The sequence below is a fragment of the Olsenella sp. KH3B4 genome (genome assembly GCA_900111695.1).
Classification (GTDB): domain Bacteria; phylum Actinomycetota; class Coriobacteriia; order Coriobacteriales; family Atopobiaceae; genus Tractidigestivibacter.
This window is the reverse complement of the sequence record FOHD01000003.1, coordinates 105,676-127,959: the sequence shown is the minus strand read 5'-3', so window position 1 is coordinate 127,959 and position 22,284 is coordinate 105,676. Positions and strand designations below refer to the sequence as shown.

The 22,284-nt window shown below is 64.0% G+C and carries 17 protein-coding genes; 2 read left to right on the top strand and 15 right to left on the bottom strand.

All coding sequences use genetic code 11. The annotated features are described in order from the left end of the window. Positions 1-57: 57 nt before the first annotated feature. The 8 genes from BMX94_RS03970 to BMX94_RS03935 all read right to left on the bottom strand — a co-directional run bounded on the left by BMX94_RS03970 (position 58) and on the right by BMX94_RS03935 (position 9,379). Entirely contained in the window at positions 58-255 is a 198-nt protein-coding gene (locus tag BMX94_RS03970; protein WP_091003874.1) for a Flp family type IVb pilin, read from the bottom strand. Between the two features lie 26 nt (positions 256-281). After that, a complete protein-coding gene (locus tag BMX94_RS03965) occupies positions 282-938 on the bottom strand; it encodes a type II secretion system F family protein (RefSeq protein WP_286160008.1) in 657 nt (218 codons plus the stop codon). Then, a complete protein-coding gene (locus BMX94_RS03960; RefSeq protein WP_091003871.1) occupies positions 938-1,879 on the bottom strand; it encodes a type II secretion system F family protein in 942 nt (313 codons plus the stop codon). Before BMX94_RS03960 ends, BMX94_RS03965 begins: the two co-directional genes overlap by 1 nt. Next, positions 1,858-3,183: a TadA family conjugal transfer-associated ATPase gene (locus tag BMX94_RS03955; RefSeq protein WP_286160007.1), complete on the bottom strand. Its 1,326-nt coding sequence runs from the start codon at positions 3,181-3,183 to the stop codon at positions 1,858-1,860. The genes BMX94_RS03960 and BMX94_RS03955 overlap by 22 nt, the downstream gene beginning before the upstream one ends. Then, positions 3,184-4,446, bottom strand: coding sequence for a nucleotide-binding protein (locus tag BMX94_RS03950; protein ID WP_091003863.1), 1,263 nt, complete (start codon positions 4,444-4,446; stop codon positions 3,184-3,186). Next, the gene (gene cpaB / locus BMX94_RS03945; RefSeq protein ID WP_091003860.1) at positions 4,446-5,141 is read right to left on the bottom strand and encodes a Flp pilus assembly protein CpaB; all 696 of its coding nucleotides are present in this window, start codon (positions 5,139-5,141) and stop codon (positions 4,446-4,448) included. The genes BMX94_RS03950 and cpaB overlap by 1 nt, the downstream gene beginning before the upstream one ends. Before the next feature lie 353 nt (positions 5,142-5,494). After that, the gene (gene rsgA / locus BMX94_RS03940; RefSeq protein WP_091003858.1) at positions 5,495-6,694 is read right to left on the bottom strand and encodes a ribosome small subunit-dependent GTPase A; all 1,200 of its coding nucleotides are present in this window, start codon (positions 6,692-6,694) and stop codon (positions 5,495-5,497) included. A 6-nt stretch (positions 6,695-6,700) separates the two neighbouring features. Then, positions 6,701-9,379, bottom strand: coding sequence for a cation-translocating P-type ATPase (locus BMX94_RS03935; protein WP_091003856.1), 2,679 nt, complete (start codon positions 9,377-9,379; stop codon positions 6,701-6,703). Positions 9,380-9,685: 306 nt separating this feature from the next. On the opposite strand from BMX94_RS03935, the gene BMX94_RS03930 reads away from it, so the two are divergent. Then, positions 9,686-10,714 carry a 2-hydroxyacid dehydrogenase gene (locus BMX94_RS03930; protein ID WP_091003853.1) on the top strand — a complete coding sequence of 343 codons (1,029 nt, stop codon included), beginning with the start codon at positions 9,686-9,688 and terminating at the stop codon, positions 10,712-10,714. Between the two features lie 45 nt (positions 10,715-10,759). Next, positions 10,760-12,214, top strand: coding sequence for a pyruvate kinase (gene pyk, locus BMX94_RS03925; protein WP_091003850.1), 1,455 nt, complete (start codon positions 10,760-10,762; stop codon positions 12,212-12,214). Between the two features lie 536 nt (positions 12,215-12,750). On the opposite strand, the gene BMX94_RS03920 is transcribed toward pyk, so the two are convergent. From BMX94_RS03920 to BMX94_RS03890, 7 genes are all read right to left on the bottom strand, one after another. Beyond that, the gene (locus tag BMX94_RS03920) at positions 12,751-14,079 is read right to left on the bottom strand and encodes an alpha-amylase family glycosyl hydrolase (protein ID WP_091003847.1); all 1,329 of its coding nucleotides are present in this window, start codon (positions 14,077-14,079) and stop codon (positions 12,751-12,753) included. Between the two features lie 344 nt (positions 14,080-14,423). Further along, on the bottom strand, positions 14,424-15,089 hold the full coding sequence (locus tag BMX94_RS03915) for a hypothetical protein (protein WP_091003844.1): 666 nt from the start codon (positions 15,087-15,089) through the stop codon (positions 14,424-14,426). Positions 15,090-15,122: 33 nt separating this feature from the next. Continuing rightward, the gene (gene pheT, locus BMX94_RS03910) at positions 15,123-17,585 is read right to left on the bottom strand and encodes a phenylalanine--tRNA ligase subunit beta (protein WP_091003841.1); all 2,463 of its coding nucleotides are present in this window, start codon (positions 17,583-17,585) and stop codon (positions 15,123-15,125) included. 102 nt (positions 17,586-17,687) lie between these two features. Next, on the bottom strand, positions 17,688-18,755 hold the full coding sequence (pheS, locus tag BMX94_RS03905) for a phenylalanine--tRNA ligase subunit alpha (RefSeq protein WP_091003838.1): 1,068 nt from the start codon (positions 18,753-18,755) through the stop codon (positions 17,688-17,690). 569 nt (positions 18,756-19,324) lie between these two features. Beyond that, a complete protein-coding gene (locus BMX94_RS03900) occupies positions 19,325-20,236 on the bottom strand; it encodes an AEC family transporter (protein WP_091003835.1) in 912 nt (303 codons plus the stop codon). A 90-nt stretch (positions 20,237-20,326) separates the two neighbouring features. Beyond that, positions 20,327-21,187: a Nif3-like dinuclear metal center hexameric protein gene (locus BMX94_RS03895; RefSeq protein WP_091003833.1), complete on the bottom strand. Its 861-nt coding sequence runs from the start codon at positions 21,185-21,187 to the stop codon at positions 20,327-20,329. 30 nt (positions 21,188-21,217) lie between these two features. Then, a complete protein-coding gene (locus BMX94_RS03890) occupies positions 21,218-22,258 on the bottom strand; it encodes an ATP-binding protein (RefSeq protein WP_177171318.1) in 1,041 nt (346 codons plus the stop codon). Positions 22,259-22,284 lie beyond the last annotated feature (26 nt).

The following is a 22,284-nucleotide window of genomic DNA, read 5'->3' as shown; positions in this document are numbered from 1 at the left end:
CACACACCGCCAGTGCGCATGCCCCCGCTGCCACCGCGAGCGCCGCACGCCGTACTCTCACAGCGAGTTGATGCCGTTCGCTATGGCGGTCCACAGCTGCGAGACGCGTTCCCGGAATGCCAGGATTGCCACGATGGCTATCACCACCAGAACCCCAACGAGAATCGCGTACTCCGTGGTGCCCTGCCCGCGCTCGTCTTCGAGGGCGCCCGCGACCACCCTGCGAACCTCCCGATTGACGCTTCCCCATGTCATGTGACGCTCCTTTCCCTCATCGCCATCTACCTTCCAAACGAGGCCGCAGAGGCAAGCAACGGCCCCAAGATTGCGAGAAGCATTGCTGGCACCACCAGGACGCCCAACGGAATGAGCATCTTGACCGGCGCCTTCTCGATCTCCTCCTCCACCTGTGCTCGCTGCTCGTCTCGAATGGCCTTCGCTTGGACCTCAAGCGCGGACGCAAGCGGCGAGCCAAACTCGAGAGACTCCCCCACGACCGTGGCAAAGCGTGCAAGCGCATCCACCCCCAGCTCGCTTGCCATGGACTCGAGCGCCGCCTCCCTGCTCATGACCCCCATCCTCCAGCTGAGCATCGCCTCCGAGAACGCCTGCGAGAGCTCTGTCTGATAGCGGTCGCAGTAGAGCGCGAGCGAGGCATCAAACGAGAGACCCGCAGAGAGACCCAGCGTAAGGACGTCTATCAACGTGGGCATCTCACGCAGGCAGGAAGACCTCCTTCGCACAAGCTGGTCCCGCTCCCTCGCCTGACGCACGGCCGGGATGACACGAAGTCCTTCTCGCACACCCGCCGCCCATCGTTCGAGGCCGTCGCCCAGGGCCGTCCCGTGGTCAGGACCACCAGCCGCTCCTTGCACAACCGCGAGCCCCGCAACGGCCGCACATGACGCGCTTGCCGCCATGAAAGCGACGCCAGCCATCAGAGCACCGCCCTCATGAGCCGTCGGATGACAAGGACGGCGCAGGCGTCGAGCGCACCGGCAACGGCAACCGAGCCCAGCCCAACGGGAGAGAGAAGGCCGCGCTGGAAGTCGGGCGAGATGACCGCGAGCAGCGCCACCATGAGAAACGGCAGGCTGCACACAATGCGGGCAGAGAGGCGCACCTGAGCCGTCTTCACCTCGAGCTCTCGCTCGAACTCGCCCTGCCGCTCGACGAGCGCGGCCGAACGAGAGAGCAGATCGCGCAGGGGACTCCCCGTGCGATGAGAGATCACCAGCGCTGTAGTTAGAAGCCCCATCCCCGGCGCTTCGAGCTCCTGGGAGAGGGTCTCGAGCGCGGCCTCGGTCGAAACCCCGCAGCGAAGCCCCAAAGACGCGGAGGCAAAGCCCGCCGAGACCGGGCCACGACCATGCGACCCCACGTACTCGATGGCATGGGCAAGCGTCTGCCCGGCACCAAGCGCCACGGCGAGAGTCCTGAAAACGCCAGGCATCTCCTGCGATATCTCACGCGCACGGCGGCGATCGCGCGACGCACGCCATGCGGCAAGCGCCACCCTCTCCAGGCAGACAAGCGCGAGCGCCGAGACGAGCGAGAGGAACAGCAAGCCTCCCACGCAGGCGACCCCCACCCCCGCAACAAGAAGCGCTGCGCACGCCGACTCCCTCCTCAAGGCCGCCCTGCCCTCGTTTGGGAGCGCGACAAGGGCATCCGACGCCTGGCGCCAGTCCTCGCCCTCGAGAAGTGCGGCCACAACCCCGCTTCGTCCCAGGGACTCGAGACGCCTGGCAGCCCATCGCTCGCACGAGCGGAGCGCGCGTGACGCCAAGGTCTTCGCACCGCGCTCGCCACTCGCGATAAGCACCCGGACAGCTACAAACGCACAGGTGGCAGCTATCAGCGGAAGGAAGACCTCCATCGCTCCACCTCGCTCTCGTCGAGAATCCCGTCTCGTACCGCCTGTCCCACAAACGCTGGCTCGCGAACGAGCCTCCACGTCCTTTCCGCCACGTCGAACGACACGCACTCGGCAAGGTCCACCGCCTTTGTCCCACTCGACCACCCAACCTCGTGCGTCGAGGTGATGTAGCGCGCGCCATCCGGAGCACGCCGAGACATCACAATGAGGTCGAGCGCCGAGGCAATTTGCTCCTCGATGATGTCGGCGGGCAGGTCCATCCCAAAGCGCGCCATGAGCACCAGACGAAGCACGGCCTCCTCGGCGGTGCCTGCATGCAGCGTGGTCATGGAGCCGTCATGTCCTGTTGTCATTGCGGCCAGCATGTCAATGCACTCCTCGCCACGAACCTCGCCAACAACGATGCGGTCCGGTCGCATGCGCAGGGAGTTCTTCACCAGGTCGCGAATGGTTACCTCGCCAGAGCCCTCGATCGAGGCTCCCCTGGCCTCGAGGGTCACCACGTCCGGATGCGCGTCAAAGCGCAGCTCGGCGGAGTCCTCGATGGTCACGATCCTCTCCCCTGGGTCAATCTCACACGAGAGCGCGTTGAGGAGCGTGGTCTTTCCCGACCCCGTGCCGCCCGCCACGGCTATCCCCTTTCGCGTCCGAACTGCCCAACGCAGCAGCTGTGCGTACCACGCAGGCAGTGACCCCAGCTCGACGAGCGTTTCCAGCGACGTGATGCGATTGGAGAAGCGCCTGATGGTGACAACCGGTCCGCCTATGGCAATCGAATCTGCCACGGCATTCACACGGTCGCCGTTGGCAAGCCGCGCGTTCACGATGGGACAGCTCCTGTCGAGCCTCCTTCCCAGCGGAGCGAGGATGCGGTCTACCACGATCATGATCTGCTCCGGCGAGTCGAACACTGCCGGTGCCGAGAAGACCTCGCCCCCGCGCTCGTAGAAGAGCGCGTCACAGCCATTGATCATTATCTCGGAGACCCCCTCGTCCTCGAGGAGCGGCTGGATGGGGCCAAGCCCGCAGATTTCGTCTATCACCTGGCGAACAAGACGCGCGACGTCCTCGTGCGTAAGCCCCTCATATCCGCCAGTGTTGATAATCGCGTTGCAGGTCACGGCGAGCGCCGAGCGCGCCTGCGCGGCATCTCCCGCCGAGAGCATCGAGGCTATGGTCGCAAGCCCAAGCCGTTCGACCAGAGCTGCCTTGAGGCTCTGACGCTGGCGGCGCAGGTCACGCTTCTCTGGTTTGGCAACACCACCCCTTGCCTCCTCCTCACGAACCATCTCGAGCACAGACACCTAGACCGCCTCCCTCCTACGCCGGAAGAGACCCCTTCGCCGTGGGGCAAGCCCCTCGACGGCACGATGTGCCGCTTCGGCCGCCGGAAGTGCTCCAAGTTCCTGCAGGAGCTGAGCCAGGCATGCGGAAACCGATTCCGCAAACGGCGAGCCAACCTCCAGAAGACCCGCCGCATCCCCGCATCCCAGGTAGTCGGCGACCTCATCCCCACCGTCGAGCGCCGTAAACGCGCGGGCTGCCTCGAGCCCCACCTCCGCCCTGCCCAACGCCGGGTCCGTCCTGTCCCGCATGTCCACGCGATTCTCCAACCGGGCTATGCGCGTCCGTGCCACGCCCAGCCGCACGGCTAGGCCGCTCGTGCGCGCGAGCGCAGCCAGCGAGCCAGGCCTGCTGTCGTGGACGAGAACCACGCGGTCGCTCTGGCGCACCGCGAGCGCAACTGCCTCGGAGAACGTGGGGGAGGTATCGACAAGCACGAGGTCCGAGCTGCCGGCAAGGGCACCCAGCAGCCCCGGAACTATCTCCGAGACGAGCTCAGCGGTCTCGGGGCGAGCGCACGGCCCCCACACGCAAATCCGATCACCGCACGGCGCCCCAAGCCTCTCCAGCCGACTTCCATCCTCAACGTCCTCCATGGAGAGGCGCGAGAGGTCTGTCCCCCGCGCAAGGCCCAGTGTCGCAAAGAGGTTTCCGCAGGAGAGATCCAGGTCAACCGCTTCAACCCGCATGCCCCACGATGCGGCGGCTACCGCGGCACACGCCACGACCGACGTCTTGCCAACGCCCCCTCTCCCCGAGCAGAACGTGACGATTGGCGCACGCGCCCCCTCGGACGTCAGTGCCGGCTCCGGAGCAACCGAGATGCGACCCCCATCGCTTTTCGGCAGGGGCTCCGTCGCCGGCCTGGCGCTCATCTCCGCAGACGGCACGGGGGGCACGCCGTCCAGGTCGATGACAAGGTCAATGCCCGCACGCGCTGCGCGGGACCGCAGGGACCCAGAGGGAGATCTTGACGCGAGCACGACCTTCTCGGCATGTCCATCGGACACGATGGCAGCCGCAAGGTTCACGTCCGAAACGCCACACTTGGAAAAGCCGACAAGGACAGACCTCTCGCCACGGGCAGACTCCGCCAGGCGTCGCCGCAATTCGTCCGCGCTCTGTGAGAATTCGCACTCTGCCAGGGCATCTATCGTTCTTATCGCCTCGACCATGCCAGTCCGCTCCTCCTCGGGGCACAGGACGCTCCATGCGTGTCCCATCACTCGCCCACCTCCTGGTCAACCTTGGTTGGTGCGGCAGGCACGCCCGCGTCCACGCCCTGGACGTCGCTAGCGGGTAGCCCAAACCGAAGACTCCCCTCAGTCGACGCCGCGAGGACGCTCGACACGTCTTCCGGGGCAAGTGCGATGGTCATTGCCTGAGATCCAGAGGCGAGCGTCTTTGCCCCCTCGGGCAGCGAGAGGACCGTGGCCTCCCCTGCAAGCACCGTGGCAGTGCCATCGGCCACGCGGTAGGCGACAAGCCTGTCACCTGCAACAACGCCTTCGCCCACGCCAAGCTTGTCCGTCAGGGGAACAGAGACGGCAATCGTGCCCGAGGGCACCTCGACCGTTGCGCCCGTCTCCCTTAAGTTGAGCTGGGTAATCGGCGCCCCGGAGGCAACGGCGACCGTGACCTTCTTCCCCACAGCGTCATCCAGGTTCGTGATGGCGCCCTCTGGCACAAGGTCCGAGACCCAGTCGCGCTTGGCAACGTCACCCGCAGAGATTACCTGGCCCTCCTCGAGCTGGGACGTGGCGACCACCAGGCTCACCACCTCCCCGCCGTAGCGGGTGAGCGTCTCCTGGCGACGCGATTCCTCCTCCGCCCGCACGCTCTCGCCGTATGCCAGGCAGAGCACAATGGCAAGCAGCGCAAATGCACCAGACAGCACGATCTTGAAGCGGCGTGACATGGGCTCCTCCTTCCCAACCGTCGTTCTCGGGTGAGAAAATTCTCCCGTGGGAGAAGCCCTTGACCGCCGCCCTTCCAAGAAAGAGCTACCAGGTGCGGACACCTTTCTTGCAGGAAGCTGTCACATCTCGTTGTTATCGCCGCACTTTCACGATGCGAGAACGCGAGGACGCGGTATCTGCCGGATGCGCCAACAGCGCCCCAGCCATGGGTAACCAGCGACATCCGAGCAGCTCAGATGGCCCATATACCAATGTGGAGGAATTGTGTGCACACCACGATGTTGCCCGGATCAGAAATGCGCCGTTCTGGGCGTGCACGCGTTGTCACGCCGCGCTCGGCACGCACGCCCAGCTACAAAACGATGTCCGGATCGAGCGTCCGCGCGCTTTCGCGCATCTCGGAGGCCAACGCCACGTAGACGTCATAGCGACGCTGAGAAATGCGCCCCTCCGAGAGAAGCTTGCGCACCTGGCACCCAGGCTCATGCGTATGGGTGCAGTCACAGAATCGGCAGCCTCGAGCAGCATCCGCCACCTCGGGAAACACCGCCGCAAGCCCACGCTCGTGGCCCACGATGGGAAGGCTCCGCAGCCCCGGCTCGTCCACGATCACGCCGCCTCCCGGGACAGAGACCATGCGCCGCGCAACCGTCGTGTGCCGTCCCGCATCATCCGACCCGCGCACGGCACCGGTCTTAAGCACGTCATGACCCAACAGGGCGTTGAGCAGCGTTGACTTCCCCGCGCCAGACTCCCCCAGCACGATGGCAACGGTCCCCGCAGGCACAAGTGAGCGAACTGCGGCCGGCCCCCAGGAAACCCCCAGCGCATCGGCGTCCTTCTCGGCACGCTCTGCCCCCACGTCGTCCGCCGATGAGGTCATGACCAACCCGCAGGCCTCGCCCAGGACGTCTCGCACGGCGTCAACGTCCTCCGCAAGCACGGTGCTGGGCGCACGGTCAGCCTTGGTGAGGACCACGGCGACCCCCGCGCCACAGTCGCGCGCAATAACGGCAGAGCGCGCGATTCTCTCGCACGAGATAGGCGTCGTCCCCAGCTGCTGCACGACGAGCACCACGCCCACGTTTGCGGCAAGCGTCTGCCGCTCTCCGCGCGAACCGCCCTTCCAGCGGGCAATGTCGCTCTCGCGCGGGAGAATCTGCAGGATAAGGCCCATGTCGTGGCCGGCAGGCACGCGCGCGAGAACCCAGTCGCCCACGGCCACACGCGAGTCTCCACCCTTGGTGAGGTGCGCCGAGAACTCCGCGCGGAAGAGCGCATCCTCGGTCACCACGGCCGGAAATCCGCGATCGAGCCGTACCACGCACCCAAGCGCCATCTCGTCCACGCCGCAGCCCAGCGAGCGCGCCGCCTGCGTGGCTGCCTCGCCAAAGGCACTCCGCTGGCGCTCGGACGGCGTGAGCTCGGAGAAGGCGGGCAGGTCAGCGAGAGAAGAAAGGGCCGGCAGGCCCTGCTGGGACCTGCCGGCACTCTGAGCGCCACGCTTGCGCGAGCTCTTCTGGGAACCCTTCTTTGGCGCGCGCTTGCCCATGGACGACTAGTTCCTGCCCTTCTCGACCGCACGCATGATGGCCTTGTAGATCTCAACCAGCGGAATGATGGCCACCGCGAGCAGCATGGCAATGCCGTACTCGAAGGCGCTGATCTCGGCAAAGTCGAAGGCCTGGGCCAGCGGGGTCTCGATGACCACGAAGGTGAGGACGAGCGAACCCGCAAAGGCAAACCACAGCCACTTGTTCTGGGTGGGCAGCTTGAAGATGGACTGGCGACGGCTGCGCATGTTGAACGAGTGGAACATCTCGACCATGGAGAGCGTGAGGAAGGCCATGGTCATGCCGTCGAGGCCCTTGTCGGCACCAGACAGTACCGACGCCAGGGGCACGCCCTCGATGTTAAGGCCGATAAAGTACGAGATGAGCGTCAGCGTGCCGATGAAGGCGCCCTGGATGAGGCAGTCAAGGCCCATGCCGTTGGCAAAGATGCCGTCGTCGGCGCTACGCGGGTCGCGCTTCATGATGCCCGGCTCGGCCTCCTCCATGGCCATGGCAAGCGCGGGGAAGCAGTCCGTGATGAGGTTGAGCCACAGCAGGTGCGTGGGCTCGAGGATGGTGAAACCGACAAGCGACGCCACAAAGACGGCGATGACCTCTGCGAGGTTGGAGGAAAGCAGGAAGGCGATCGACTTCCTGATGTTGTCGTAGATGCGGCGACCCTCTTCGCAGGCGTTGATGATGGTCGCGAAGTTGTCGTCGGCAAGGACCATGTCGGCGACGTTCTTGGTGACGTCGGTGCCAGTGATGCCCATGCCCACGCCAATATCGGCGCGCTTGATGGACGGGGCGTCGTTCACGCCGTCTCCAGTCATGGCAACGACCTTGCCGAGCTTCTTCCAGGTGTCCACGATGCGGGTCTTGTGCTCGGGCTGGACGCGGGCGTACACGCCGTACTTGGAGATGTTCTTCGCGAACTCCTCGTCAGACATGCGGTCGAGCTCCGCGCCGGTGATGGCCTGCGAGCGGTCGACGATGATGCCGAGCTCCTTGGCGATGGCAACGGCAGTATCGATGTGGTCACCGGTGATCATGACAACGCGCATGCCGGCGGAGTGAGCCTCGGCCACGGCCTGCTTGACCTCGGGACGGACCGGGTCGATCATGCCGCAGAGGCCCAGGAAGGTCATGTCGTGCTCAAGCGCCTCGGGCGAGAAGTCCGCAGGCGCCGTCTTGCCGTAGTTCACGCGGGCAGCAGCCATCACGCGCAGCGCGTCGTCGGCCATGGCCTTGTTGGCCTCCATGATGCGCTGGCGCCACTCGTCCGTGAGGGGCACGTCGCCGTCGGCGGTGTGGACCTTGGTGCAGCGGGCGAGAATGACGTCAGGGCCGCCCTTGGTGTGCTGGATGTAGTTGCCATCGGGTGCCTTGTTGACCACCGACATCATCTTGCGGCCGGAGTCGAAGGGAGCCTCACCAACGCGGGGATTGGCGGCGTCGAGGTCACCGGAGGTGAAGCCCAGCTTGGCGGCATCGGCCACGAGCGCGGCCTCGGTGGGCTCGCCCACGGCGTCGTTCTTTGCCGGATCCCACTTGGCATCAGAGCAGAGCGCCATGCAGCGCACGAGGCGATCCTGGTCCTCGGTGAAGTGGCGCACGACGGTCATCTTGTTCTGGGTGAGGGTGCCCGTCTTGTCCGAGCAGATGACCTGCGTGCAGCCCAGGGTCTCGACGGCGGAGAGCTTGCGGATGATGGCGTTGTGCTCGCTCATCTTGGTGACGCCAATGGAGAGCACGATGGTCACAACGGCAGCCAGGCCCTCGGGGATGGCAGCGACGGCAAGCGACACGGCAACCATGAACGTGTTGAGCACGAGCGTCATGTTGTCGAAGAAGCCCATGCCGTGCTTGAGCCAGGTGACCACAAAGACCAGGGCGCAGATCACGATGCAGATGATGGAGAGAATCTTGGAGAGCTCGTCGAGCTTCTTCTGGAGCGGCGTCTCCTCGTCCTCGGCACGCGTGAGGGCGTCGGCAATCTTGCCCATCTCGGTGTCCATGCCCGTGGCAACAACCACGGCGCGGCCACGGCCGTATACCACGGTGGAGCCCATGTAGCACATGTTCTTACGGTCGCCGAGAGGGACATCCTTGCCCTCCTCGAGCACGTCGAGGACCGTGGCGATCTTGTTGACCGGCACGGACTCGCCCGTGAGAGCGGCCTCCTCGATCTTCATGGACGCGCTCTCGATGATGCGGCAGTCGGCGGGGACGGAGTCGCCGGCCTCGAGGATCACCAGGTCGCCAACGACGAGCTCGGAGGACGGCACGGTAACGACCTTGCCGTCACGCACGACCTTGCTTTGCGCGGCGGACATCTCCTGGAGCGCAGCCAGGGCCTCCTCGGCCTTGGACTCCTGCACCACGCCGAGAACCGCGTTGACCACGACCACGAAGCAGATGATGATCACGTCGGCGAAGTCCGCCTCGCCCTGGGCCATGCTCGTGAGGGCGGAGATGACCGCAGCGACGATGAGCATGATGATCATCGGGTCTGCCATCTGGGCAAAGAAGCGCTTCCAGAGAGGGTCCTTCTTGGCTTCCTTGAGCTTGTTGAGACCGTTCTTCTCGAGACGCGCTGCCGCCTCGTCTGCAGCAAGGCCATAGGTATCGTCAGACGCAACATCCTTGATGACTTGCGCAGAATCCTGTAGGTACTCCTTCAATGCTTCCTCCTGGGGTCATGGGCGCCCAGCAGATTGATGCCCGATAATAATTCCCCAGGAGGGGCAAGGGCTCACCAAGGCTGCCATGCCGGGCGCATGGTTAGTACCGGTTCATTCTACCCGATGAGGCAGACGCCAATCTTTTTTTGACGCGGGGATTTCGCAACGGTGCCCCTCTCGTATCTCATTCGTAAGGACTTGGCCCCGCCTGCCACACAGCGTCTTTCCCATGCGGTAAACTCTCGCTAAGACAGCACGTAACCGCGTGCGAGATTGATTCCACAGGGTCTCGAGGAAAGGGCAACGATGAAGATTCTGTTCTACGGAACCGCCAGCTACGACAGGGATTCTTTCACCAAAGAGCTCAAGGACTACCCGGACGTCAAGATCGACTTCACCGAGACCAATCTCACCCCCATGACCGCCCCGCTCGCCCGCGGGTATGACGCAGTCTGCGCCTTCGTGAACGCCGACTGCGGCGCCATGACCCTCGAGATTCTCTCCGGCTTTGGCGTCAAGCTCGTCCTCATGCGCTGCGCCGGCTTCGACGCCGTGAACGTCGAGGTCGCCAAGGACCTCGGCATGAAGGTCACCCGCGTCCCCGCATACTCGCCGGAGGCCATCGCCGAGCACGCCATGGGCCTCGCCCTCTGCGCCAACCGTCGCATCCACAAGGGCTACATCCGCGTCCGCGAGAACAACTTCGACCTCACCGGTCTCGTTGGCGTGACGCTGCACGGCAAGACCGCCGGCATCATTGGTACCGGCCGCATTGGTGCCGCCCTCTGCCGCATCTGCAAGGGCTTTGGCATGTACGTCATTGGTGCCGACCTCTACCCCAACCAGAAGCTCATCGACGAGGAGCACGTTGTTGACGAGTACGTCGACATCAAGGATGGCAAGGTCGACTACGACTCGCTCTACGCCCGCGCCGACCTCATCTCGCTGCACGCCTTCCTCAACGAGGAGAGCTACCACATGATCAACGACGATTCCATCTCCAAGATGAAGGATGGCGTCATCTTTGTGAACACCGCCCGTGGCGCCCTGGTCGACTCCAACGCGCTTATCCGCGGCATCCGCGCCGGCAAGATCGGCGCCGCAGGCCTCGACGTTTACGAGGAGGAGAACGCTAACGTCTACCAGGACCGCGAGGACGAGATTCTCGGCAGCTCCATCACCGCGCGCTTCTGCTCCTTCCCCAACGTGGTCATGACTTCTCACCAGGCTTTCTTCACCAAGGAGGCCCTTGGCGAGATTGCTCGCGTGACGCTCGACAACGCGCAGGCATTCGCTCACGGCACGGACTTCGTGCCCAGGAGCGTCGTCTGCTAGCCATAGAGACATCGCACCAAAGAGGACAGTAGGCAAAGGAGAAAAATGGCATTTAGCAAGAAGACCAAGATCGTGTGCACCATGGGCCCCGCAACCGAGAGCGATGACGTCCTTCGCTCCCTCATCGAGAGCGGCATGAACGTTGCCCGCTTCAACTTCTCCCACGGTAGCCACGACTATCACCGTCAGATGATCGAGCGCGTCCGTCGCATTTCCGCCGAGCTCAACATCCCCGTCGCCATCATGCTCGACACCAAGGGCCCCGAGGTTCGCACCGGGCTTCTCGAGGACGGCAAGAAGGTCACCGTCAACACCGGTGACACCATCGTGGTGACCGCCCAGCCCACCACCGAGGACTTCCACGGCAACGCAGGTCACATCTCGCTCGACTACCTCAACCTCCCCAACGAGGTCGAGAAGGGCTCCATCATCCTCATCGATGACGGCCTTGTGGGCCTTGAGGTCGACCACGTGGACGGCGCCGACATCCACTGCGTGGTCACCAACGGCGGCGAGATCGGCGAGAAGAAGGGCGTCAACGTTCCCAACGTGAACATTGGCCTGCCCTCTGTCACCGACCAGGATCGCGCGGACATCATGTTTGGCTGCGAGCTGGGCATCGACGCCATCGCCGCGTCGTTCATCCGCGACGGCGCCGCCGTCAAGCAGATTCGTGACATCTGCGTCGAGATGGGCGCACCGCACGTCCAGGTCTTCCCCAAGATCGAGAGCGCGCTCGGCGTCAAGAACTTCGACGAGATTCTCGAGGCCTCCGACGGCATCATGGTCGCCCGTGGCGACCTGGGCGTCGAGGTTCCTGCCGCGCAGGTGCCCCACATCCAGAAGACCATCATCCGCAAGTGCAACAACGCCTACAAGCCGGTCATTACCGCAACGCAGATGCTTGACTCGATGATTCGCAACCCGCGCCCCACGCGCGCCGAGGTCGCCGACGTCGCCAACGCCATCTATGACGGCACCGACTGCGTCATGCTCTCCGGCGAGACCGCTGCCGGCAAGTACCCCGTGGCAGCCGTGCGCACCATGGCGGAGGTCGCCAAGGAGACCGAGACCTACCTCGAGGAGCGCAAGGTCTACCACGACCGTGGCGGCGTGCGCAACGTGAACGGCGCAACCGGCTTTGCCGCCGTCGAGATGGCCGACCGCGTGAACGCCAAGTGCATCCTGTGCCCCACGCACTCCGGCCGCACTGCGCGCATCGTGTCCAACTTCCGTCCCCGCATCCCGCTCTACGCCATGAGCCCGAGCGAGGAGGCCATCCGTCGCACCTGCTTCTACTGGGGCGTCTATGGGTTCAAGACCACGGAGCAGGGCTCGCTTTCCAACACGCTCTACAACGCCCTCAACGTTGCCAAGGCGAACAAGGTGGTGGACGCGGGCGACATCGTGGTTATCACCGCCGGCGACCCGCAGACCTCCCCGCGCCAGGGCGACTACACCACCAGCACCAACATGGCGATGGTGGCGCAGGTCCAGTAGGGTCTGCCCTGAGCTTCTCGTTGACCGCCTCGGGCTTCTCGCCCGGGGCGGTTTTCTTTTGGCGAGAAGGACGCAGGGTGGATGATGGCAGAGGGCGCGGTAAAAGCCGTAAGGATGCCTGGGGACGGGATGCCTGGGGCAGGTTCCTGCAATTCTCGATCGTTTAGAGACCTCTAAACGATTGAGAATTCTCAGCGGAAGGAAGATTGGCGCCGGAAGCGTGACCTTGTGCGCGATGGCTGCGGGAACGGGCCCTCCGGCGAGATTTCGGCGCCGGAGCAGAGTTATTGGCAGCGCTTGCTGCGGGAACGGGCCCTCCGGCGAGATTTCGGCGCCGGAGGGCCCTTCTCGTACGGGATTCCGTCGGGAACCCATGTTCCGGCGCCATTTTCTCGCCGGAGGCGCAATTACAGTCACCGGCGGCGAGAAAAACTCACGTTCGGCGGCAACCGCACAGGAACTCGCACAGGCATTCGCACTCTCAGCGCAGGCGGCAGTAGCGTCGTTGGCAACCGCACCCCCAGTGTCAGCCGCTATCACTCGCAGAGCCACCAGTACGCCGAGAAGGGCGCAAGCTCCGAGCCCCCGCCAAAGTCATGCGGCTCGCCGGTGATGAGGTCTACGGCACGCCCGCAACCGGCGTCAAAGTGCGCCACGGCAGACTCAGCCGAAGCGTTTATCGCCACGATGACCCGCTCGTCCCCATGGCTGCGCTGGAACACCAGCTGCCGAGGCTGACACTGAAGCTCGCGGTAGTCGCCCCACACGATGGCATCGCTCTTCTCGCGCGCATGCGCCAGCGCGGCCACCCAGTCCGTGAGGTCGTTCCACTCGGGTGCGTCCAGCGCGGGTCGCAGCTCATAGTCGCCAAAGCGCTGCTCGCCCTCGATGCCCCACTCGCTCCCGTAGTAGACGCAGGGCACGCCGCACATGGCAAAGAGCAGCCCATAGAGCGGCTTGAGCTGGCGCTTGTCGTCCAGCTTTGTCGCAATGCGCGGCACGTCGTGGTTGTCGACAAAGTCCAGCAGGTGCTTGCCAGTGTAGAGGTCCCAGGGCTGGCTTCCGCTCTGGCGCTCCAGCGCGTAGGCAACCTCGTGCATGTTCGCGCTATTGAAGCTCGACCAGAGACCCTTGTAGGCCTCGTAGTTGGTCACCGAGTCGCACAGCCCGTCGCCCATCCACTGGTTGTAGTCGCCAAACATGGTCTCCCCCAACAGCACGAACTTCTCCCCGCGCTCTTGCGAGATCCCGTCGGCAATCTGACGCAGATAGCCCAGGTAGCCGCGGTCAAGGCAGTAGGCCACGTCCAGGCGCAGGCCGTCAATGTCAAAGTCACGCACCCAGCCGCGAATGACATCTGCCAGGTAGTCGTTGAGCTCGAAGTTGCCATGGTTGAGCTTCACGAGCGTCGAGACGCCCGCCCAGGTCTCGTAGCCAAAGCCATCGTTGAACTCGCTGTTTCCGTTCCAGTCGATGTTGAACCATCCGGCGTAGCGACTCTGTTGGCCGTTCTCGCGCACGTCGCGGAAGGCGAAGAACTCGCGCCCCACGTGGTTGAAGACGCCGTCGAGAAGCACGCGAATGCCTGCCTTGTGGCACGCGTCCACAACAAAGCGCAGGTCGTCATTGGTGCCAAGACGGCAGTCGACGGTCGTGTAGTCCGTGGTGTCGTAACCGTGCGTGAGGCTCTGGAAGACGGGGTTGAGCATGAGGCAGGTTGCCCCGAGGCGCTCCATGTGGTCAATCCAACCGTCGTCGACGAGCTTGCGCAGACGCGGGACCACAACGCCATCGTTCTCGTGCGGTGCACCGCATAGTCCCAGTGGATAGACCTGATAGACAAAGGATGGCTCGTACCAGCTCATCGTTGCTCCTCTCGACACGTGCGAGGCAACAGCATGGGCGACACCCGACCAGCGCCTCGCTAGCCACTCAACCATACGCGATAAACGTTGCGCAAGCACGTACGGATTTGGATGAGACAAAGGGACTGTCCCTTTGTCTCATGCGAATGGCCGCGGTCTAGGGCCGCGGCCACCGGGAAGGGGCCACTCGAAGACCGAGGGACGGGAGAGACGGCCGGGCGTTCGGGGGAACCCGACCGTTCCCCTCCCATGGTGGGGCCCACGGGTTGCGGGACGGTGAACCATGCGTAACATCGGGGGCAAGATTGGCAACGCACAGCGTAACGCCGCAGATAGAAGGCGCGCTATGCGGTCAGCCTGCGCAGTCCGGCAACGATCCTCTCGTTTGCCTCCGCGGAGGCCCCGGCAAAGAACTCTGGAGTGAGCAGGTCGTAGTCGGGGGCGCCGAAAATGAGGCCGTTGTGGTTCTCGTCCACAATATGCCCTGCAACCGCGACGGCCTCGCGCACATCTTCCTCGACCACGGGGTACTGCGGGTACGCGGCGCAGGCGGCTATAAGCCCTGGCGTCACGCGCGGACGAAGCGAAATATCAAAGGTTCTCCCAAAGAGCGCAAAGTCGCGCTGCTTGCGCTTACGGGTGACGTCGCCGGCCTTCACACCGATGGACGCGATGTACGCGCGCGTGCGCGCGTTGTACACCGAGTCGCACACAAGGTGCGCCCACGTGCCAAGGAGCAGGTCGTGCAGGGGGCCCGCGCCGGTTCCAACGACAAAGCGCTCCCAGAATGCATCGTAGTTAGGCGAGGGAATCGCACCGCCGTCGGCAAAGTGCGTCTCGCGGTAGTCGCGTAGGCGCGCGACGGGCACCGGCACCATGTAGCCCACGTAGATGTCGGGCAGCACGTTGCCAAACAGGAAGGCGTTCACGTCGCGCACACCCAGCCGAGCGGCCCCCTCCTCGCGAAGGAGCCGCTCGACGTGGGCGGTATGTATGTTCCAGCTCGGCACGAGCGTGCGTCCTTGCGGCACGCGGGCAGCCCGCTAGCCGCGGACCTCTCCGCCGGTGGCGCGGCAGACCTTGTCCACGAGCTTCTTGTGGGCGCGGTCCACCTCCTCGGAGGTCAGCGTGTGGTCGGCGGAGCGATAGGTGAGCGAGAAGGCCATCGACTTCTTGCCCAGGCCAACGCGCACGGGATCGCGGTAGACGTCAAAGAGCCGCACGTCGGCGAGGAGCTTTCCACCGGCGCTCTTGATGCGCTGCTCGAGCTGCTCGCAGGTCACCGACTCGTCAACCACGATGGCCAGGTCAACGTCCACGCCGGGGAGCGTTGGCACGTCGACGTAGGGAAGCTCGCGGTGCGCCAGGCGCAGGAGCGACTCGACCGAGAGCTCGAAGGCAACCACGGGGGCATCGACGCCAAAGGCCTTGAGCGCCTTGGGGTGGATGTTGCCAACCCAGCCCATGAGCTCGCCCTTGTTGCCATAGACCTCGGCCGCGCGGCCAGGCTGCAGCCAGCCGTAAGTCTGGGGGTCTGCCACCTTGAAGCGCACCTTGGTCACGCGAAGCGCTGCGAGGAGCTGCTCGACAACGCCCTTGGCGTCGAAGAAGTCGTAGTCCTGGAACTTCTGGCACCACTCGTCGTCGCGGTGACCGGAGAGCACGCCGCACACAAAGCTGGGCTCGTCGGGCTGGCTCTTGCTCTCGTGGCCAAAGAAGACGCGGCCGATCTCGTAGAGCGCCACCGCGTCAACGCCGTGGTCGAGGTTGTAGGCCACGGAGCGGAGAAGCCCGGGCAGGATCGAGCGGCGCATCTCGGCCTGGTCGGCGACGAGCGGGTTGATGATCTTGACGGGGATGCCGCGTCCCTCCTCGCTCATGCCAAGCTTGGAGAGGTCGCTCGCGTCGGCAAAGCAGTACGTGGTGGTCTCGGAGAGGCCACAGGCGCGCAGCGTGCGGCCGATCTTGCGAATGCGCTGCTGGTCGACGGTCAGGCCACCGGCGTGGTTACGCGCAGCGGGAAGCGTGGGCTCGATGTCGCCTTCGCCCCACAGGCGCACGACCTCCTCGATGAGGTCGACCTCGCGGGTGAGGTCGGGTCGGTTGGTGGGCGCGGTCACCGTGTAGGCGCCGTTCTCGGCGGGCTCGACCTTGCAGCCAAGGCGCTTGAGGCGCGCGACCATGAAGTCGTCCGGAATGTCCGCGCCGGCAAGCGCGCGCACGCGGGCGGGGCGCATGGTTACAACGGGCGCAGGCACGGGCGCGGGATAGACGTCCACGATGCCCGGGCAGACCTCGGCCGAGCAGCACTCCTCGAAGAGCGCCGCAGCGATGTTGGAGACGTCCGCGCAGCCGGCGCCGTCGACCTGGCGCTCATAGCGGATGGAGGCCTCGCTCATGAGGTCCAGGTTGCGGCTCGTGCGGGAGACGTGGCCGGACGAGAAGGTCGCGCTCTCGAGAAGGACGTCGGTCGTGCTCCCGTCGATCTCGGAGTTGAGGCCGCCCATGACGCCGGCAAGCGCAATGGGGGTCTCGCCGCCGTCGGTGATCACGCACATGTCGGGCGTGAGCGTGCGCTCCTTCTCGTCAAGGGTGGTGAGAAGCTCGCCCTCGCGGGCGGCGCGCACCACCACGTGGCGCTTGCCGTCCTCGCGCTTCTGGAGCTTCCCCAGGTCAAAGGCATGCAGCGGCTGGCCGGTGAGGTACATCACATAGTTGGTGACGTCCACCACGTTGTTGATGGGCCTGGAGCCGGCGGCGATCACGCGGCGCGCGAGCCACTCGGGGCTGGGGCCGATCTTCACGTTGCGCACCACGCGGGCGGTGTAGCGCGGGCAGAGCTCCGCGTCATCGATCTGCACGTCCACCAGGTCGTGGGCGTCCGGGCCCTTCTCCTCCTTGATGGCGGGAAGCGTGATGTGGGTGTCCTCGTCGAGAACGGCCGAGGTCTCGACCGCCATGCCCACCATCGAGAGGCAGTCCGGGCGGTTGGGGGTGATCTCGCAGTCGATCACCGTGTCCGAGCTGCCGAGGTAGTCCGTGTAGAGCATGCCCACGGGCGCGTCGGGCGGCAGGATGATGATGCCGTCGTGGTCGTTGCCCAGGCCAAGCTCGCGCTCGGAGCAGTTCATGCCGCAGGACTCCACGCCGCGGAGCTTGGACTTCTTGATCTTCACGCCGCCGGGGAGCACGGCCCCGATCATGGCGGTCACGATGTGGTCGCCCTCGTTGAAGTTCTGGGCGCCGCAGACAATCTGCAGCGGCACGGGGTTGCCGTTCTCGTCGACGTTCTTGTCGCCAACAGAGACCTGGCAGAGCCACATGTGGTCGGAGTCCGGGTGCGGCTTCTTGCTCACCACCTGGGCCGTGTAGACGTGGTCGAGGTCGGCGCCAACGCGCTCGACGCCCTCCACCTCGGTGCCGGTGCGGATGTACTCGCTGACCAGATCCTTGGGGTCCTCGGGCACGTCCACCATGTCCTTGAGCCACTCATACGAAACGCGCATGGTATCTGCATTCCCTTCTGGGCGGAGAAGGCCACCGCCCTGCTTCTTGTTTCTCGCCTCCCGGACGCAGCTGCGCCGGGGGCGTCTCTCCTTTGGCCCTGCCTAGAACTGGTTCAGGAAGCGCATGTCGCCGGTCATGAGCATGCGCAGGTCGGGCAGGTCGTAGCGGAGCGCAGCCACGCGCTCGACACCAATGCCAAAGGCGAAGCCGGTGTACTTCTCGGGGTCGATGCCGCAGTAGCGGAAGACGTTGGGGTCAACCATGCCGCAGCCCAGGATCTCGAGCCAGCCGGTGTTCTTGCAGAAGCGGCAGCCCTTGCCGTGGCACACGCCGCAGGAGACGTCGACCTCGCAGCTGGGCTCCGTGAACGGGAAGAAGTGCGGGCGGTAGCGCGTGGCGCGGTCCTTGCCAAAGATCTCGCGGGTGAAGTAGTCGAGCGTACCCTTGAGGTCGCCAAAGGTGATGCCCTCATCAACGACGAGACCCTCTACCTGCGTGAACTGCGGCAGGTGGTTGGCATCTGCGGTGTCCGGGCGAAAGACGGTGCCGGGGCAGATCATGTAGATGGGAGGCTCGTGGGACTCCATGGTGTGGACCTGGACGCCGGAGGTCTGGGTGCGCAGAAGGATGTCCGACTCGCCTTGGACGTGGGTCTCCTTGCCCTCGGGGGCGTTGTCAACCACGTAGAAGGTGTCACGCGCAGAGCGGCTGGGGTGGTCCTCCGGCGCGTTGAGCGCGGTGAAGTTGTAGTAGGTGGTCTCGACGTAGGGGCCGTCCTCGACGGTGTAGCCCAGGCCGCAGAAGATGTCCTCGATCTCCTCGCGGATCTGGTTGATGAGGTGCTGCGTGCCCGGCGAGAGCGTGCGACCGGGAAGCGTGACGTCCACGGCATCGGCGGCCATGCGACGCTCCAGGAGCTCGTTTGCCAGCTCCTCGCGGCGGGCGGCGAGGCCAGCCTCAACCTTGGCGCGCACGGTGTTTGCCATCTGTCCCATGGCGCGGCGCTCCTCGGGCGGGACCTGGCCCATCGTGTGCATGAGGGCCGTGAGCCTACCCTTGCGGCCGAGCATCGAGACGCGCAGGGCATCCAGGGCCTCCATGGTCTCGGCGCCCTTGAGCCCCTCCTCAACCTGAGCCTCAATGGACTTGAGGTCATCGGACATCGCCATAGTGCAATCCTTTCCAAAGCCAATAAAAAACCGTCCCGGGCCAACGCTGCCCAAGGACGGATATCTCCGCGGTACCACCTTGATTGACGTGCGCGTTTTCTCTCGCGCGCGCCCACTCATTGCGCCCCGTGCCGTGGGGCCTACGGCTTCCCTACTTGCAGGCCGTGCGACCCGCTTTGAGGTTGCGGCTGGTGGAGTGAACTCTGGGCGTCAGCCTTGGAGGGACCTCTCAGCCGGTGAGCCCCATCTCTTGTCCGCTGGCGACGCGACGACCAAACCTCTCCGTCATTGCCTAGGGGGCATGGTAGCACGATGGCGGGCTGGCGAGGAGGGCGGAGAAAAACGGGCGTAAGCTCTGCACGATTGCTGGGGGTGCCGGCGGGGGGACGGGCGGCGCCATAAGGCCGCTTTTAGCAGAGAAAGCCGCGGAAACCCTCGCTGTGGCGTCTTTCTGGCGCCACAGGGTGAGTTCTCGCAGCAACTCCGTACGTAGCCCCCGCTGTGGCGTCAATCCGACGCCACAAGGGCAGTTCCCGCAGCTCGATGAATCCGCCGCCAGGCAGCAACCGCTACCACACCATCTGCGCCAGGCCCACCACCAGCGGAATCGAGACCAACGAGAACAGCACCGATGCCACGATCGTCTCCACGGCATAGACGTAGTCGGCATCGTGGAGCTGCGCGTAGACCGCCACGTTCAGACCAACAGGGCACGCCTGGGCAATGAGAACAGCAAGCTTGAGGTCGAGAAACTCCGCAGGCAGAAGGCCGAGAAGCAAGATGGAAACCACAGGCGAGACAACAAGGCGCGCAAGGATAACCTTATAGAGCCCCACGCGGTGAATCGCGTCGGAGAGGCGCGATTGCGCAAGGTAGACGCCGGTAGCAAACATGGCCAGCGGGGTGTTGAGCGCAGACACGTAGTCCAGGCAGCTCGTCACGACCCCAGGCAGCGGAGGCTGAAACACAAAGAGTGCAAGGCCGATGAGCATCGCCACAAAGAACGGCGAGGTGACCAGCCCGCGCACAGAGACGCGCCCCTTCTCGCCCGTAAGCAGAGACACCCCGTACGTCCACTGGCCAAGGTTCATGAATGCGATGAAACCGGTCATGTAGAACACCGGCCCCTGACCCAGGATGGAAATCACCAGCGGAATGCCAAAGAAGCTGGGGTTCGAGAAGGTCGCGGCAAAGTTTCCAATGGCGTCCTTCTTCAGGATGAGCCGCGCGACAATTGCGGATACGATAAGCGCCAGCAACCCTGCAACGGCAGAAATCGCAAGTCCAATCGCGTTCTCGGCGGTCCGTTCAACCATGAGGCCCTTCACGATGACGCAGGGCAGCGAGAGGTACACGAGGATGTTGCCGATGGTGCGGTTGCCCTCCATGGTGATCTTGCCCGCGCGAAACATCACGAAGCCAACGCCCACGAGCATGAACATGACAACAATCTGAAGGGCGAGCGTAGCTGACATGGACATGTCGTGGTGCCTCCTGGTGCCTAGTGGGTATGGGGTGTTAGACGCATGCGACAATAGCACCGGCGAAAGCGGAGGGGGGGTTACAAGACGCTACTTCGCTACATACTGGTACGTATCGCCAATGGGAACAAAGCTAACGGGTACCTCAGGCGTTCCCAGAGCCTTAGGAAGCCACTCGGCCATGAGCTCCATCCCGGGCTCCTCCAAGTTGAAGTGACCAACGGTGATGGCGCACTTCCCCTCGCCAAGCATCCCCGCATCCCGAATGTACTCGCAGGTAGTGAAGTCGATGAACTCCATGGTCACCAAGGCGTCCACGCCTTCGCCGTCGGCAAAGTTGATCTCATGGGTGTCATAAGCCGGATCGCCAAGTATGTGCATCGGGATGTGAACCCTCCGCACTCGCGCAGAGGAATCCCCTGTGACCCTCGTGCCGTTGAGACCCAAATTCCTCACGATCTGCCGCGCAAGTTCCACTCCGGAAGTCAGTGGAATCTCAAAGTCACGGCAGCGAACAACGTCCCCCACTCGGCAGTCTTGCCACCCCATCTTCTTGGCAAAGCCGTAGAAGATACCGTCGACCATGGCACCACCGTCGATGGGAACGCCCGAGTGGATATAGTCATGACAGCGCCAGACTGTGCCGCCCCATGCGTCAAGCAGCGATTTCTTCTCGTCATACGCCCTGGTCCCGCCAATCACGTCCTGGTGATCACCGTGGTTCCAGAACAGCGCCTCGTGCGAAATGATGAGATTCGCGCCAGAGTGCTTTGCCTGACGAATGATATCGACGGTCGGCCAGATGCAGGTAACGATACCCGTGCACTCCTTATCCGTCACGCCGTAGGTAACCTTGTCACGAGTGGTCACCTCGTCGATTGGTTCACCCGTCCATGGAGAAATCCCCAGGCAGTATCCCTTTACAGCAGCAATTACCTCGTCAATGCGCATGGAAGACCTCCTTGCAATGTGGCTCACTCGTCAGTCCACGGCAGCATACGCGCTGGAACGCCCGGAGCCCACCTTCTTGAGCTTGCCGGCCCGCACCAACCCCTCAAGGAGCCTACCGGCGCTGGACCTTGAGACGCCCAGGACCTGCTCGACCTCCACGCGCGTGATGCTCCCGTTGGATTCCACGATGTTCATCACCATGTGAATTGAGTCCCCTGGACGCATCACACGGGGCCCGGGCACCTGCTCCATGGTTCTGGGTACTCCGCCCATGGGGACGAGAGACCCCTCCTCCGCCCATGCCGGCACTCCGTGCTCGCGAACGTAGTTGAGATTTGGTAGCGTCAGCTTGAACACGTGGGCAGAGACCTCGACGATGGGCTTCACCGCCCTTCCCGCATATGCCGCAAAGACGCGCGGCAATCCCATCCCATATGCCTCAACCATTCCAAGACGAAACATCACGTTGGCCAGCCTGGGGTTGCGACAGACGGACGTACCGTTTGTCACTTCGTCCATCCGTACACCCCGGGCAAGGCCCCCGGCAGTCATGAACTCAATGCGGTCGTCAAAGACGCTTGCCTTGTTGATGACAGGAGAGCCATAGTCGCGGTGCAAAATCAAATTAAGGACTGCCTCGCGCAGGGCATCATCAGGGTAGCTCCTCGTCTCGATCCGATATGGAAGCGTGATAATGCCGCTGGTCTCGTTTCTGAACTCGAGGTAGTCAATCATCTGCTCTAGCTGCGAGATAACACTGCCTTCAAGAATCTTTCGATCCTTGATGATGCGCACGTCGGTGCCCTGAAATGACGCAAGCTGGAAGGAGAAAGGACACTGGTCGGACAGCATAAGACCCAAGTTGGTGAAAGTGCCCTCGCCGTCCTTCAGGCCAAGCGCCCTCATCTGACGAAGCCCCAGCTCAAGCTTCGCGGCCGAGAATGACTTGCGCAAAGCTTCAAACGAAAGGTCATTCGCACCCGCGGGAAGATCCTCGAACGAAGGATGGCTGTGGTAGTCGTATCCTTCGAGCAGCTCATCGATTGCTCTCAGCAGTTCATCTTCTCTCATGACGACTCCCCTCCTACCCATTTACT

Excerpts from the sequence above, each read along its gene's own strand:
- BMX94_RS03970 (WP_091003874.1), bottom strand. The coding sequence starts at position 255 with ATGACATGGGGAAGCGTCAATCGGGAGGTTCGCAGGGTGGTCGCGGGC.
- BMX94_RS03965 (WP_286160008.1), bottom strand. The coding sequence starts at position 938 with ATGGCTGGCGTCGCTTTCATGGCGGCAAGCGCGTCATGTGCGGCCGTT.
- BMX94_RS03960 (WP_091003871.1), bottom strand. The coding sequence starts at position 1,879 with ATGGAGGTCTTCCTTCCGCTGATAGCTGCCACCTGTGCGTTTGTAGCT.
- BMX94_RS03950 (WP_091003863.1), bottom strand. The coding sequence starts at position 4,446 with ATGGGACACGCATGGAGCGTCCTGTGCCCCGAGGAGGAGCGGACTGGC.
- cpaB (WP_091003860.1), bottom strand. The coding sequence starts at position 5,141 with ATGTCACGCCGCTTCAAGATCGTGCTGTCTGGTGCATTTGCGCTGCTT.
- rsgA (WP_091003858.1), bottom strand. The coding sequence starts at position 6,694 with ATGGGCAAGCGCGCGCCAAAGAAGGGTTCCCAGAAGAGCTCGCGCAAG.
- BMX94_RS03930 (WP_091003853.1), top strand. The coding sequence starts at position 9,686 with ATGAAGATTCTGTTCTACGGAACCGCCAGCTACGACAGGGATTCTTTC.
- pyk (WP_091003850.1), top strand. The coding sequence starts at position 10,760 with ATGGCATTTAGCAAGAAGACCAAGATCGTGTGCACCATGGGCCCCGCA.
- BMX94_RS03920 (WP_091003847.1), bottom strand. The coding sequence starts at position 14,079 with ATGAGCTGGTACGAGCCATCCTTTGTCTATCAGGTCTATCCACTGGGA.
- pheT (WP_091003841.1), bottom strand. The coding sequence starts at position 17,585 with ATGCGCGTTTCGTATGAGTGGCTCAAGGACATGGTGGACGTGCCCGAG.
- pheS (WP_091003838.1), bottom strand. The coding sequence starts at position 18,755 with ATGGCGATGTCCGATGACCTCAAGTCCATTGAGGCTCAGGTTGAGGAG.
- BMX94_RS03900 (WP_091003835.1), bottom strand. The coding sequence starts at position 20,236 with ATGTCCATGTCAGCTACGCTCGCCCTTCAGATTGTTGTCATGTTCATG.
- BMX94_RS03895 (WP_091003833.1), bottom strand. The coding sequence starts at position 21,187 with ATGCGCATTGACGAGGTAATTGCTGCTGTAAAGGGATACTGCCTGGGG.
- BMX94_RS03890 (WP_177171318.1), bottom strand. The coding sequence starts at position 22,258 with ATGAGAGAAGATGAACTGCTGAGAGCAATCGATGAGCTGCTCGAAGGA.